Origin of the sequence: Mesorhizobium amorphae, from assembly GCF_014843845.1 — a bacterium.
GTDB classification, from domain to species: Bacteria; Pseudomonadota; Alphaproteobacteria; order Rhizobiales; family Rhizobiaceae; genus Mesorhizobium; species Mesorhizobium amorphae_A.
Genome location: NZ_JHQS01000051.1, coordinates 66,269 through 79,707 on the forward strand (window position 1 = coordinate 66,269; position 13,439 = coordinate 79,707).

Here is a 13,439-nt window from a genome sequence, read left to right on the forward strand (position 1 = left end):
TCCCCGTAAACGGCGCGAAGGGAGCGTTGATGTCTCGCGTCACGCCAGCGCCTCCTCGACGATACGGCCGAGCTCCGGCGCTATCGAGGACATATCCTCCTCGTCCTTGATCAGCACGCCGATGGCGCGGCGGAAGGCTTCCGGCCACGGGCTGCCGCCCTTTTCCAGAATGGTGGCGGCATTGGCCCATTCGACGGCCTCAGCGATGCCGGGTGGCTTGGCCAGCGGGCGGGCGCGGATGGTCTGCACGGCATTGGCGACGGCGCGCGCGGTGGCCTCTGCCACGTCGCCGGCGCGCAGCATGATGATTTCGGCCTCACGTGTGGCGTCGGGATAGCCGATCCAGTGGTAGACACAGCGCCGTCGCAGCGCTTCGGCGAGTTCCCGCGTGCGGTTGGAGGTCAGGATGACGATCGGCTGCGTGGCGGCGCGGATGGTGCCACGCTCGGGGATGCTGATCTGGAAATCGGAGAGGAATTCCAAGAGCAACGCTTCGAATTCATGGTCGGAGCGGTCGATCTCGTCGACCAGCAGCACGCGCTGCTCCGGCACCCGCAGCACCTGCAGCAGCGGCCGTGCGATCAAAAAACGGTCGTCATAAATGTCGATCTCGTGCTCTCCGGCATGACGGATGGCGAGCAATTGACGCTGGTAGTTCCATTCGTAGAGCGCATGCGCGGCGTCGATGCCTTCGTAGCATTGCAGCCGCACCAGTTCGCGGCCGAGCAATTCGGCGATCGCCTTGGCTGCTTCCGTCTTGCCGACGCCGGGCGCACCTTCGAGCAGCAGCGGCTTGCCCAGCCGGATCGCCAGGAAGATGGCGGTCGCAAGGCTCTCATCTGCCAGATAGCGCGAAGCGGCGAGCCGCGATGCCACCGCCTCGGGCGAGGGCGCGACAGTCTCGGCGCTTGGATCAGGCATTTCGGCCCTCAGCTCGCGGCCTGCACCTTGAGCGCGCGCAGGATGCGCTCCGGCGTGATCGGCAGCGTGTCGATGCGCACGCCGACGGCGTCGAAGACGGCGTTGGCCACGGCCGGGATTTGCGGATTGGCGCACATTTCGCCCGGCCCCTTGGCGCCAAACGGTCCGTCGGCCGACGGCCGCTCCAGCACGATGATCTCGGTTTCCGCAAGATCGCCCGGCCCCGGCATCAGATACTGGTTGAAGTCGGTGCCGCCATGATCGCGGTTCGGATAGTAGGGCTCGGTGGTCTCATAGAGCGCGTGGCTGATGCCCATCCAGGAACCGCCGACCAGCTGCTGCTCGACCATTTTCGGGTTCAGCGCGCGGCCGATCTCGAAGACGTTCTTGACCGTCAGCACGGTGACCTCACCGGTCTCGTCGTCGACCTCGACCTCTGCCACCGTGCAGGCATGCGCGTAGCAGGTCGACGGCTTCATCGCGCCGGTTTCTTTCTCCGGATAGGAGCGCGGGATCAGGAACATGCCGCGGCCGGAGATCGAGCGGCCGCGCTTGAAATGTGCCGACAGCGCGACATCGAAGATCGAGATCGATTTCTGCGGCGCACCCTTGACCAGGATGTTGCCTTGGCCGTCGGTTTCGAGGTCCGACGCGTTGACCTCCAGCTCTTCGGCCGCCACCTCCAGCATCACCTGGCGGGCTTCCTTGGCGGCCTGGATGACGGCGTTGCCGGCGCGATGCGTGCCGCGCGAGGCGAAGGTGCCCATGCAGTGCGGACCGGTGTCAGTGTCAGCGGTGTCGATAATGACGCGGTCGGTCGGCACGCCGATGGTCTCGGCGCAGATCTGCGCCATGATCTGCTTCATGCCCTGGCCAAGATCGACTGATGACAGCGTCACCATGAAATTGCCGGTCGGCGTCGAATGCACCAGCGCCTGGGTCGGGTCGCCGCCGAGATTCATGCCGGTCGGATAGTTGATCGCGGCGACGCCGCGTCCGCGCCTAATCGCCATCTCAAGCTCCCTTTTTATAGGAGGACATAGCCATGAATTTTTCCGCCACCGGCCAGTTGGCGGCGCGCGAGGCCTCCTGCATGCATTCGATAAGTGCTGCCCCTTCCGTAGGTTGCCGATGCGCCTTCATGTCGCCGTCGCGATAGGCGTTGATGAAGCGGAACTCGAGCGGGTCCATGCCGATCAGCCGCGCCAGCTTGTCCATCTGCACCTCCAGCGCGAAGTCGCCGATGGTGACGCCGAAGCCGCGCATGGCCGAGGACGGTGTGCGGTTGGTGTAGACGCAATAGGTGTCGATCCAGACATTGGGGATCGTATAGGGGCCGGGATAGTGCGCCGCACCCTTTTGCGCGCCATAGGGCGAGTGGCGCGAATAGGCGCCGGCATCGGTGTAGCCGGTGACCTTGCGCGCGACGATGCGGCCATCGTTCATAACGCCGTCCTTGATAACGACCTTTTCGGCGGCGCGGGGTGACGATATCTGCATCTCCTCCTCGCGGCTGTAGATGAAACAGACTGGTCGTCCGGTTAGTTTGGCCCCGAGGATGGCGATCGGCTCGACGATGACATCGACCTTGCCGCCGAAACCGCCGCCGACCGTGCCGCCGACGAAATGCAATTTGCTGCCCGGCATCTGCAGGATGATCGAAGTGTTGTCGAGGGTGAAGAACATCGCCTGCGTGTTGGTGTAGCAGGTGAAGCGGTCATTGCCCTCGGGCGCCACGACGCAGCCCGTGGTCTCGGTCGGCGCGTGTTCGATGGGCGAGGACTGGTAGCTCTGTTCGAGAATATGATCGGCCTGGGCAAAGCCCGCCTCGACATCGCCGAAGCGCACTTTGCGGCATTCGCCGCTGTCATAGAGATAGTAGTTCTGGCCGTGATATTCGTTGACCAGAGGTGCGCCGGGCTTCAGCGCTTCCTCCATGTCGAAGACGGCTGGCAGAACCTCGTAGTCGACCTTGACCTTGGCGCCGGCTTCCTGCGCCGCGCGCTCGGTCTCGGCCAGCACCGCCACCACGGCCTCGCCCTTCCAGCGCACCTTGCCGTCGGCGAGCACCGTTTCGTCCTCGGGGCCGATCTGGATCAGGATCAGGATGGTGTAGACATTGTGCGGCACGTCCTTGGCGGTGAGGATTTTCACCACGCCCGGATGCTTCTCGGCCTCCGAGGTGTCAATCGTGCGGATACGGGCGTGATGGTGCGGGCTGCGGACCATCTTCAGGTGCAGCATGCCCGGAAAATTGCGGTCGGCGAAATAGGCGGTCTTGCCGGTGACATGACCAGGGGAATCGAGCCGCGGCCGCGGCTGGCCGATCTCGTTGAGGCCGTCCTTGCGGACATCGGCGAAGTAGCTCTTGCGCAGTTCCATTTTGCTTCCCTCAGGCCGCGTTCTGCGAATTGGCGCGGGCCGCACGCAGCACCGCCTGGATGATCGGCTCGTAGCCGGTGCAGCGGCAGATGTTGCCCGACAATGCCTCGACCACCTCTTCGCGGCTGGGGTTGGGCGTGTGGTCGAGCAGCACCTTGGCGGCCATGATCATGCCCGGCGTGCAGAAACCGCATTGCGTGGCGAAGGCATCGAGGAAGGCGCGCTGCAGCGGATGCAGGACGCCGGCTTCGGCGAGGCCCGACGTTGTCCTGATTTCGGCGCCGTTGCAGGTTTCGGCCAGGGTCAGGCAGGAGAGCCGGAGCTCACCATCGATGATGACCGAGCAGGCGCCGCATGTGCCTTGATGGCAGCCGCCTTTCGGCGAGGTATCGCCGATTTTGTCCCTGAGCGCGTGAAGCAGCGTCGTGCCGCTGTCGACGAATTCGGCCTTCTCCGCGCCGTTGAGCGTGAACTGAACCGGAACCTTTGCCATTTTTTCCTCCCAGCGCGCCTGCCCGAAGCATCGGACAGACGCGCGCCCCCAGCCGATGGTTAAGCGAGCAGCAGCCGGCCAAGATGGACCGGCAGAACTTCGTTGCGATACCAGGCGCTGGCGACCGGATCGGTGATCGGCGACGTGCCTTCGCCGGCGGCGGCGAGCGCCAGTGCGATCTCCTCAGCGGTCAATTTGCAGCCGAGCAGCGCCTTCTCCGCCGCCCTGGCGCGCATCGGCCTGTCGGCCATGCAGCCAAGGGCGATCCGTGCGGACGTCACCGTGCCGTCGGCCGTCCGTTCCAGGAGCGTGGCGATGCTCAGCACCGAAACCCCTTTCGGCTTGACCCGCGACACTTTGAGAAAGCGGAAGCTCTCCGCGCGGGGCAAAACAAAGGTGACCCCGGTAACGATGGCGCGGCTGGTGTCGCGCCCGGCCAAAAAGGTCTGGATCGGCACCTCGCTGTCTTCGGTGGCAACAATGGCATCCAGCGCCAGCAGTGCGACGGTGAAGTCGCCATAGGGCGCCGGCGCGAACAGATTGCCGCCGACGGTCGCCATGTTGCGGATCGCCGGCCCGCCGACGGCACGCGCGGCCGGCGCGAGTGCGGCAAGCTCGGGATGACGGGCGATCGCCGCCATGGTGACGGAGGCGCCGAGCCGAGCGTCGCCGCCGGAAACGGCGATCGCCGACAGGGAGGTCTCGGTAACGCGCACCAGGCTGGACACGGAAACATCGCCTTCGTTGGCGGCGCGCACGGCCAGCGTGCCGCCGCCGAGATAGCGCGTGCCTTCGGCCATCAGCGCTGCGTTGGCATCCTTCACCGTCGAGAACGTCTGGAGGGTAAGCGCCATGTCACGCTCCTGGTTTCAACCTTGGCTGGCGAAGTGGGTCTTCAGGGCATTGAAGCCGCCCTGGAAGACGTTGGCGCCCATGCCTTCAGCCAGCTTGTCGGCCTCGTCCGGAGCCGCGTCGAAGCTCGCGGTCCATTCGGCATAGGTGCGGTCGCCGTCGGTGACGCGCCTGAGCTGCAGCGTCGCGTTGTGGTTGGTGATCGGCTGCGGGGTTTCAAGGATGGAGTAGCTGACGAGGAAATTCTGGTCGGAAAAATCGAGCAGCTTCTCACGGATGCGAGCACCGCTGACGAGCTGGAAGTTGCGCACGCAACCGATCGCGCTCGCGTCCTTGCCGTCCTCGATATGGCTCTCGACCATGCGCGGGTGCCAGCTTGGCAGGCCGTTGAAGTCGCGTATCAGCGCCCAGACCTTTTCGACCGGCGCGTCGATGACGCTGGATATGGTGACTTTCGCCATAAGCTCGTTCCCTTGCGAAGATATCTGCATCGAGGGTAGGGCGCCGCACCCGGCAACGCTTATCAATGCGTCTTGAGCGCCTATCATTCAGTCTGAAAAAAGCCGGGCAGTCTGAAAAAAGCCGGGCAGTCTGAAAAAAGCCAAGCAGTCTGAAAAAAGCCAAGCAGTAGGAAAAGGGCCGCCTGGTTCAGGCGGCCGCCCGCGCGGCCTCGCGGTAGAGCGTCGGCGGGACGCCGACATGGTCGCGGAAGAAGCGCGAGAAATTGCCCTGGGTGGTGAAGCCGAGATTGCAGGCGACCGAGATCAGCGGCGCCTCCGACCACTGCAACTGCCGCACCGCTTCCTCCATGCGCAGCGTGTTCCAATAGACGTTGGGCGTCAGATTGGTCTGTTCCTTGAACAGGGCGAAGAAATGCGGCCGCGACAGGCCGACGCTGCGCGCGACGTCGTCGAACGAGATGCGCTCGCAGACATTGGCCTTCATCAGCTGGATCGCCTTACGGACGCGGAAATCCTGCATGGTGTGGATGCGGCCGCGCGCTACCTGCGGGGCCGAGGCGTCGGCGGCGTCGAGCACGCTGTCGATGAAACGTTCGATCTCGTAATTGGCGAGGTCGTCGATGCTCTCATTGTCGGTGAGATGATCGAGCAGGTTGCCCGCTGCCTGGTGCAACCAGGGCTCCAGCGTGATCGCCGCCTGTGCGAACAGCGGAGCCGACGAGGGCAGGTCGCGGCGCCGGCGGGCCCAGTCGGGATCGATGTAGAAGGCCAGGAACAGGCCGGGCCTGCCGTCATGGGACAGAGCATGGCTGTGCGGCTGGAAGGAGTTGATGCCGGCGGCGGTGGTGGGGCCGAGCCGCACCGTCTCGCGGCCGATGGTCATCTCGCCGGCCGTGCCTTCCAGCCAGATGATCAGGTGGGCCTCGACATGGGCATGGGTGACGAAGTCGCTGGCGACATTCAGGACAGAAACATGTCCGAACCGGCCCCAGTAGAGCCTGATCGCTTCCGTCATGGGTATATCCTCCCGCAGGCGACTGGCCTCCCTTCGCCTGCTGAGTGAATAGTGCGGCGGAGGTCGTGCCCGCGTCAAGGCGTAGCCACGAGACCTTGGGCGCGCCACACCTTGGGCCGGCCGATTTTCAGACTGAGCGATAGGAGCCGGATGGTACAACGGCCCCGGTCGAGAGCTAGTCGTTGCGCCTGAAGTTGCGGATACGGTCGAACAAGACCGCCAGCAGGATGGCGCCGCCGATGAACACGCCTTGCCAGAAGGCGTTGATGCCGAGCAGGCCGAGGCTGTTGCGGATCACCTCGATCAGCGCCGCGCCGACGATGGCGCCGAAGGCGGTGCCGACGCCGCCGGCAAGATTGGCGCCGCCAATGACAGTGGCGGCGATGACCTGAAGCTCCATGCCTGTGCCGAGATTGGTGGTGACGGCGCCCAGCCAGCCGGTCTGGATGATGCCGGCGATGCCGGCCGCCAGCGCCGAGATCATATAGACCGCGACCTTGATCTGGCGCACGGGTACGCCGGTCAGCGTCGCCGCGTGCTCGTTGCCGCCGATGGCGAAGATGTGGCGGCCAAACTTGGTCCAGCGCAGGATGAAGCCGGTGATCAGCGCCAGCAGGATCATGTAGAGCACCGGGTTGGCGATGCCGAACACCCAGGCGCCACCGCCGAGCGCCAGGAGCTTGTCGTGGTCCGGTCCGAACTGGAAGACGACCGTGTTGTTGGAGGCGACCATGGCCAGGCTGCGCGCGATCGACAGCATGCCGAGCGTCACCACGAAGGGCGGAAAGCCGAGATAGGCGATCAATATGCCGTTGAAGGCGCCGATGATCAGCGCCGTCGCGATCGAGACGGCGATGCCGACCTCGATGCTGTAGCCGGCATGCATGGTGACCGCCAGCACCATCGAGCACAGGCAGAGCACCGAGCCGACCGACAGGTCGATGCCACCGGTGATGATGACGAAGGTCATGCCGAGCGCGATGATGGCGACGAAGGTGATGTTGCGGGTGATGTTATAAAGGTTCTTCTGCGTGGCGAAGGCATCGGTGGCAAACGACAGGAACATACAGGCGAGGATGACGGCGATCACCACCCAGAAGGTCTGGCTGGCAAATATCCGTGACAGCAAGGTGTGCTGTTTCTGCGCGATCGTCTGATCAAGGGTGACTGCCATTATCGACCTTTCCTGGCGGCGGCGGACCGCGCCAACCCGGCGCATTCGCAGCTGCGAAATTCCGGACGCATCAATTTCACAATACCTGTTCGATGGCGCCGGTGATCAGCCCGGTGACTTCCTCGGGCGAACTCGACGCGATCGTCTTGTCGGCGACCTTCCTGCCGCGCCGCATGACGATGACGCGGTCGGCAACGTCAAAGACGTCAGGCATGCGGTGGCTGATCAGCACGACCGCGATGCCCTGGTCGCGCAGATGCCGGATGAGGTTCAGCACCTCGGCCACCTGGCGCACCGAGATCGCTGCCGTCGGCTCGTCCATCAGCACGATCTTGGCTTGCGAGAGCATGGTGCGGGCGATCGCCACCGCTTGCCGCTGGCCGCCGGACATCTGCTTGACGAGGTCGCGCGGTCGGGTCTCCGACTTCAGTTCGGCGAAGATCTGGCCGGCGCGCTTGTACATCGCGGCATAGTCGAGGATGCGGAACGGCCCGACGCCCCGGCGCAACTCGCGGCCGAGATAGACGTTGGCGGCGGCGGTCAAATTGTTGCACAGCGCCAGGTCCTGGTGGACGATCTCGATGCCGTGCTGGCGCGCCTCCACCGGCTTGTGCAGGATCAGCTCCTTGCCGTCCATCTGCATGGTGCCGTGGCTCGGGCGGAAATTGCCGGCGATCATCTTGACCAGCGTCGACTTGCCGGCGCCGTTGTCGCCCATCAGGCCGACGACCTGGCCGGGCTCGATCGACAGCGACACGTCGTTGACCGCCTGGATGGCGCCGAAATGTTTCGAGATGTTGGTGAGTTCGAGAACCGCCACCAGCCTTCATGCCTCCCATGTTTCCCGGCCTGCGGTTGTCCCCGCGGCCTCGCTCTCCCAGCTCCTCCCGGGAAGGGCGATTTCACGCATTTACGCGAATGCTCATGCAAGCGTCAATCATTTGTCGGACGAATTGAACGCATGTTTTTCCAAAAATCCGTTTTGTAGGACAAATAGCAATTGACGTTGGCGGCGCGCCGATATTAGCTAAGCGTCGGAGGAGATTATGCCGATCCATCGGCCGGTTCGCCGGATGGGATCAGCGGAGGTTATGGGTCCCGGGATTCGGCAATGCCCTTTTGGGGGGCGCCGTCCAGGACCGCATCTGGAAATGCTTATCGACCTGGCCTTGCGGCTAGAGTGCTCGTGAAACGACCCTCTGTCATCGCTCGGTCCGGGTTGATCTGTGTGGCGGGCACGCCGTGCCCGTCTGTTTCAAGGGAGGACTGACATGAGGAAATCACTTTTGCTCGCCGCTGCCGCCGTCATGGCGTTGGGCGCCGGGCCGGCTTTGGCCAAGAAACAGCTCGTCATCGTCGTGAAAGGTCTCGACAATCCGTTCTTCGAGGCCATCAATCAAGGTTGCCAGAAATGGAACAAGGAAAACGCCAGCTCGGAGTATGAGTGCTTCTACACCGGTCCGGCTTCGACCTCCGACGAGGCCGGCGAAGCCCAGATCGTCCAGGACATGCTGAGCAAGCCCGACACGGTGGCAATGGCGATTTCGCCGTCCAACGCGCCGCTGATCGCGCAGACGATCAAGAGCGCCAATCCGTCGATCCCGATCATGACAATCGACGCCGACCTGACCAAGGAAGATGCTGGCCTGCGCAAGACCTATCTCGGTACCGACAACTACCTGATGGGTTACAAGATCGGTGAGTACATCAAGAAGGGCAAGCCGAACGGCGGCAAGATCTGCACCATCGAAGGCAATCCGGCCGCCGACAACATCCTGCGCCGTGCGCAGGGCATGCGCGACGCGCTTTCGGGCAAGGAAGGCCTCGCGGCGCTCGCCGGCGAAGGTGGCTGGACCGAAGTCGCCGGCTGCCCGGTGTTCACCAATGACGACGGCGCCAAGGGCGTGCAGGCGATGACCGACATCCTCGCCGCCAACCCCGACCTCGACGCTTTCGGCATCATGGGCGGCTGGCCGCTGTTCGGCGCTCCTCAGCCCTATCGCGACCTGTTCAAGCCGATGGCCGACAAGATCGCCAGCAACGCCTTCGTCATCGGCGCCGCCGATACGATCGGCGACGAAGTGGCGATCGCTCGTGAGGGCCTCGTCACCGCACTGGTTGGCCAGCGGCCGTTCGAAATGGGCTACAAGGCGCCATCGGTGATGATCGACCTGATCGAAGGCAAGAAGGTCGACGATCCGGTCTTCACCGGCCTCGACGAATGCACCAAGGACACGGTCGACACCTGCATCCAGAAATAGGCCTCGATCTCGGGGCGCCCTTCGAAGGGCGCCCCGTCACTTTCCTTCAGAACAAGGACAAGGCAGCATTGTCGGGGCAGCGTGCTCCGGCTTTGACGCGCCCATACTTCTCGCATTTCGGCCTATATCCGCGGGCGCGGACAATTCCGGACAGTTTCCCTGCGACAGACTGCCGATGCCGGAACGCCGATGCCGGACGACAAGTCAAGAAAGCGATCCGCCAGGGCAGGGGCGCCAGCCAGCCCCCCTCCCGCTGCTGCTGTTCGACGGCCCGACATGGCATGGAACCCGGGATCGAGCGTGCATGCCTCGCTGGCGAGCGAGATCGGCCTCAGGATCGTGCGTGGCGACTATCCGCCGGGCACAATTCTGCCGAACGAAGCGAAATGGTCGGAAACCTTCAACGTCAGCCGTTCGGCAGTGCGCGAAGCGATCAAGATGCTGATGGCGAAGAGCCTCCTGGCATCGCGCCCCAAGATCGGCAGTTGGGTCGAGCCGAAGGAGCGCTGGAACCTGCTCGACCGCGACGTGCTCGCCTGGTACGCGACCGCGCCGGACCGCGAATTGTTCCTGCGCACCGTGCAGGAATTCCGCCACATCATCGAACCGGAAGCCAGCGCCTACGCCGCCATGCGGCGCAGCGAAGAACAGATGATGGAGATCAGCCAGGCCTGCCGGGAGATGGGGCAAGCCACGAATTTGCAGGAACGCACGCGTGCCGACACGCGCTTCCACCTCGCCATCCTGCGTGCTTCCGGCAACGACCTGCTGGTGCCGCTCGGCGTGCTGATCGAATCGGCGCTCGACCACCTCTTTGTTTTCGTCACCCGCGAAACCAGCGATCAGCGCCTGGCGCAGAAGCTGCACGAGGCGATCGAGAAGAACATCCGGCTGCAGCGGCCGGACGCGGCCCGCAACGCCGTGCGCAGGTTGCTCGCCAACACCGACGAAGTGATCGGGCGATCGCGGCGGTGACACGCTCGCGATCTTAAGGAGCGCGCCTCAGATCGTCTGCTTCTTGCCGTCCTTGATCGGCATCAGGTCGACGCCGTTGACCTTGGCGACGTGCGTCGCCAGCATCGGCACGAATTGTTCGGCCGGGCCGGCGGCGAAGGCGCCGGCGAAAGAATTCTTGGTGGCGTTCCCGAGCGGGTTGGCGATGCCGGCGGCGCCCGCCATCGACTCCAGATAGGTGAGGTCCTTGAAGGCATTGGCGATGGAGAATTTATGCGCGTCGCGATCGCCTTCCAGCGTCCAACGCATGAAGGTCTGGTAGAAGCCGCAATCCATGCGGCCGTTGCGGATGACGCTGTCGAAGCGCGGCGGCGAGATGCCGACCTTCTCGGCCAGGGCGAGCGCTTCAGAATAGATCGCAGCGTAGCCCAGCGAAATGAAATTGTTGAGCAATTTCATGCGGTGGCCGTCGCCGGTGCCGCCGATATGGACGATGCGCCCGGCCCAGGTTTCGAGCACCGGTTTCAGCCTGGCGAAGAGCGCGTCGGAGGCGCCGACCATGGTGTCGAGCGTGCCTTCCCAGGCTTCCTTCGGCGTGCGGCTGAGCGGCGCGTCGACATAGTCGACGCCAAGCGCCTCGAGTTCGGCGGCAAGCGCTATCGTCGAGACCGGATCCGACGTCGAGCAATCGACGACGACGGAGCCTTTCTTCAGACCCTCCTTCAGGCCGCCGGGGCCGCGGATGATGGCTTCGACCTCGCGCGAGCCGGTGACGCAGATGAAGACAATGTCGGACGCCGCTGCCACCTCGCTCGACGTCGCCGCTTCCTTGGCACCACGGCCGAGCAGGTCCTCGGCCGGCTTGCGGTTCTTGCGGCCAAGGAATGTCAGCGCATAGCCCTTGTCGACGATGTTCTTGGCGATGCCGTGCCCCATCAGGCCAAGGCCGATGAAACCGATCTTCTCGCTTGCGGCAGTCGTGCTCATGTCGTTTCGTCCTGTCTGGAAATTATCGATAATGGTGCCGTCGTTCTTGCCGCATGCGGTTGCAGAATGCAATATTGTCTGACAATACACATAATCCCAAAACACATTATCCCAAGCAATGTGGAGAGCAAAATGACGAAGCGGATCATGTTCACCGGCGGCAGCGGCAAGGCCGGCCGCCATGTCGTGCAATATCTGGTCGAGCATGGCTGCCAGGTGCTCAACATCGACACCAAGCCGCTCGACAATCCCAAGGTGCGCACTTTGATCACCGACATCACCGACAGCGGCCAGGTGTTCAACGCGCTGTCCAGCTATGCGGGCCTGCACGAGTTCGATCCGTCTCTGCGTCCGCAGCCGGTCGATGCCGTGGTGCATTTCGCCGCCATTCCGCGCATCATGATCACCACCGACAACGAGGTGTTCCGTATCAACGCGCTCGGCACCTACAATGTCATCGAAGCGGCGGTGAAGCTCGGCATCCGCAAGGTGGTGATCGCCTCCAGCGAGACGACCTATGGCGTGGTGTTCGCCAACGAGCCGCGCGACCCTAAATATTTCCCGCTCGACGAGGAGTACGACGTCGATCCGATGGACAGCTATGCGCTGTCCAAGGTCGTCAACGAGAAGACGGCGCGCGCGTTCGCGCAGCGCAACAGCACCGACATCTACGCCTTGCGCATCGGCAACGTCATCGAGCCGCATGAATATTCGCTGTTCCCGAAATGGTTTGCCGATCCGGGCTTCCGCAAGCGCATAGCCTGGAGCTACGTCGACGCGCGCGACCTTGGCCAAATCACCTTGCGCGCCATCGAGAAGGACGGGCTCGGCTACCAGGTGTTCAACGCCGCCAATGACGACACCTCGTCCGATCTGCCGACCGCGGAGCTTTTGCAGCGCTTCTACCCCAACGTGCCGGTCAAGGCGGAGCTCGGCGAATACGAGACACTGCTCTCCAACCGCAAGGCGCGCGACATGCTGGGCTTCCGCCCCGAACATAGCTGGCGCAAATACGTCAAATAGGCCCGGCCGGGCCATGATACCGGACTGATCTGTGCACAGCCGCCCGCATTGCGCTCCGGCGCCTGTCGGTGGCTTGACAGCTTTCGAAATCCAGACTTTGTGAAACACATGCGGGACGGGAAGCCGAACAACGAAAAGACGCCGGCCAAGGCGGCATCCGCCGAGCGTCCGGCTGCCGTTCGCCGGGCCGACGCGGCGCGTATTCCGGGCTCCAGCGTGCATGCCTCTTTGGCCAGCGAGATCGGACTTCGGATCGTGCGCGGCGACTATCCGCCGGGCACCATCCTGCCCAATGAAGCCAAATGGTCGGAGACCTTCGACGTCAGCCGCTCGGCGGTGCGCGAGGCGATCAAGATGCTGATGGCAAAGAGCCTTCTGGCGTCACGCCCGAAGATCGGCAGCTGGGTCGAGCCGAAGGAGCGCTGGAACCTGCTCGACCGTGACGTGCTCGCCTGGTACGCGACCTCGCCCGACCGCGAAGTGTTCCTGAAGACGGTGCAGGAATTCCGCCACATCATCGAGCCGGAGGCGACCGCCTATGCCGCCATGCGGCGCACCGACGAGCAGATGGCCGAGATCAGCCAGGCCTGCCGGGAGATGGGCGAGGCCCCCAGCCTGCAGGAGCGCACGCGCGCCGACACGCGCTTCCACCTTGCCATATTGAGGGCTTCCGGCAACGACCTGCTGGTGCCGCTCGGCGTGCTGATCGAATCGGCATTCGATCATCTGTTCGCCTATACGACGCGCGAGCTGGACGATCTGCAGCACGCACAGAAGCTGCACGAGGCGATCGAGAAGAACATCCGCCTGCAGCGGCCGGACGCGGCGCGCGCCGCGGTGCGCAAGCTGCTCGCCAACACCGACGAGGTCATCAAGTCGAGATAGGCGCGAGATCGTCGCGAGTAAGGTTCGGGTA

Annotated in this window: 14 protein-coding genes; 4 read left to right on the forward strand and 10 right to left on the reverse strand. The window is 63.9% G+C overall.

Going from position 1 to position 13,439, the window contains the following annotated elements; all coding sequences use genetic code 11:
• Positions 1–39: 39 nt before the first annotated feature.
• The 9 genes from DH08_RS18775 to DH08_RS18815 all read right to left on the reverse strand — a co-directional run bounded on the left by DH08_RS18775 (position 40) and on the right by DH08_RS18815 (position 8,118).
• Entirely contained in the window at positions 40–921 is an 882-nt protein-coding gene (locus tag DH08_RS18775) for an AAA family ATPase (protein ID WP_192180748.1), read from the reverse strand.
• 8 nt (positions 922–929) lie between these two features.
• Complete coding sequence (locus DH08_RS36925) at positions 930–1,934, reverse strand: xanthine dehydrogenase family protein molybdopterin-binding subunit (protein WP_192180749.1); 1,005 nt, start codon at positions 1,932–1,934, stop codon at positions 930–932.
• 1 nt (position 1,935) lies between these two features.
• Positions 1,936–3,303 carry a xanthine dehydrogenase family protein molybdopterin-binding subunit gene (locus DH08_RS36930; RefSeq protein WP_192180750.1) on the reverse strand — a complete coding sequence of 456 codons (1,368 nt, stop codon included), beginning with the start codon at positions 3,301–3,303 and terminating at the stop codon, positions 1,936–1,938.
• 10 nt (positions 3,304–3,313) lie between these two features.
• On the reverse strand, positions 3,314–3,796 hold the full coding sequence (locus DH08_RS18790; RefSeq protein ID WP_192180751.1) for a (2Fe-2S)-binding protein: 483 nt from the start codon (positions 3,794–3,796) through the stop codon (positions 3,314–3,316).
• 59 nt (positions 3,797–3,855) lie between these two features.
• Positions 3,856–4,650 (reverse strand): FAD binding domain-containing protein, encoded by a 795-nt coding sequence (locus DH08_RS18795; protein ID WP_192180752.1) that lies wholly within the window; start codon positions 4,648–4,650, stop codon positions 3,856–3,858.
• 15 nt (positions 4,651–4,665) lie between these two features.
• The gene (locus tag DH08_RS18800) at positions 4,666–5,109 is read right to left on the reverse strand and encodes an SRPBCC family protein (RefSeq protein WP_192180753.1); all 444 of its coding nucleotides are present in this window, start codon (positions 5,107–5,109) and stop codon (positions 4,666–4,668) included.
• 187 nt (positions 5,110–5,296) lie between these two features.
• Positions 5,297–6,124 (reverse strand): AraC family transcriptional regulator, encoded by an 828-nt coding sequence (locus tag DH08_RS18805; RefSeq protein WP_192180754.1) that lies wholly within the window; start codon positions 6,122–6,124, stop codon positions 5,297–5,299.
• 175 nt (positions 6,125–6,299) lie between these two features.
• Positions 6,300–7,298 (reverse strand): ABC transporter permease, encoded by a 999-nt coding sequence (locus tag DH08_RS18810; RefSeq protein ID WP_192180755.1) that lies wholly within the window; start codon positions 7,296–7,298, stop codon positions 6,300–6,302.
• A gap of 76 nt (positions 7,299–7,374) precedes the next feature.
• A complete protein-coding gene (locus DH08_RS18815) occupies positions 7,375–8,118 on the reverse strand; it encodes an ATP-binding cassette domain-containing protein (RefSeq protein WP_006202797.1) in 744 nt (247 codons plus the stop codon).
• Positions 8,119–8,569: 451 nt separating this feature from the next.
• Between DH08_RS18815 and DH08_RS18820 the strand changes: the two genes are divergently transcribed.
• Together DH08_RS18820 and DH08_RS18825 are read left to right on the forward strand one after the other, a co-directional pair.
• Positions 8,570–9,559, forward strand: a complete 990-nt coding sequence (locus DH08_RS18820) for a sugar-binding protein (RefSeq protein WP_192180756.1) — start codon at positions 8,570–8,572, stop codon at positions 9,557–9,559.
• A gap of 189 nt (positions 9,560–9,748) precedes the next feature.
• A complete protein-coding gene (locus DH08_RS18825) occupies positions 9,749–10,534 on the forward strand; it encodes a FadR/GntR family transcriptional regulator (RefSeq protein ID WP_192180757.1) in 786 nt (261 codons plus the stop codon).
• Positions 10,535–10,561: 27 nt separating this feature from the next.
• On the opposite strand, the gene DH08_RS18830 is transcribed toward DH08_RS18825, so the two are convergent.
• Positions 10,562–11,500, reverse strand: coding sequence for an NAD(P)-dependent oxidoreductase (locus tag DH08_RS18830; protein ID WP_192180758.1), 939 nt, complete (start codon positions 11,498–11,500; stop codon positions 10,562–10,564).
• A 132-nt stretch (positions 11,501–11,632) separates the two neighbouring features.
• On the opposite strand from DH08_RS18830, the gene DH08_RS18835 reads away from it, so the two are divergent.
• Together DH08_RS18835 and DH08_RS18840 are read left to right on the forward strand one after the other, a co-directional pair.
• Complete coding sequence (locus tag DH08_RS18835) at positions 11,633–12,523, forward strand: NAD-dependent epimerase/dehydratase family protein (protein WP_192180759.1); 891 nt, start codon at positions 11,633–11,635, stop codon at positions 12,521–12,523.
• A 108-nt stretch (positions 12,524–12,631) separates the two neighbouring features.
• Complete coding sequence (locus DH08_RS18840; RefSeq protein WP_006202802.1) at positions 12,632–13,408, forward strand: FadR/GntR family transcriptional regulator; 777 nt, start codon at positions 12,632–12,634, stop codon at positions 13,406–13,408.
• The last annotated feature ends 31 nt before the right edge of the window (positions 13,409–13,439 follow it).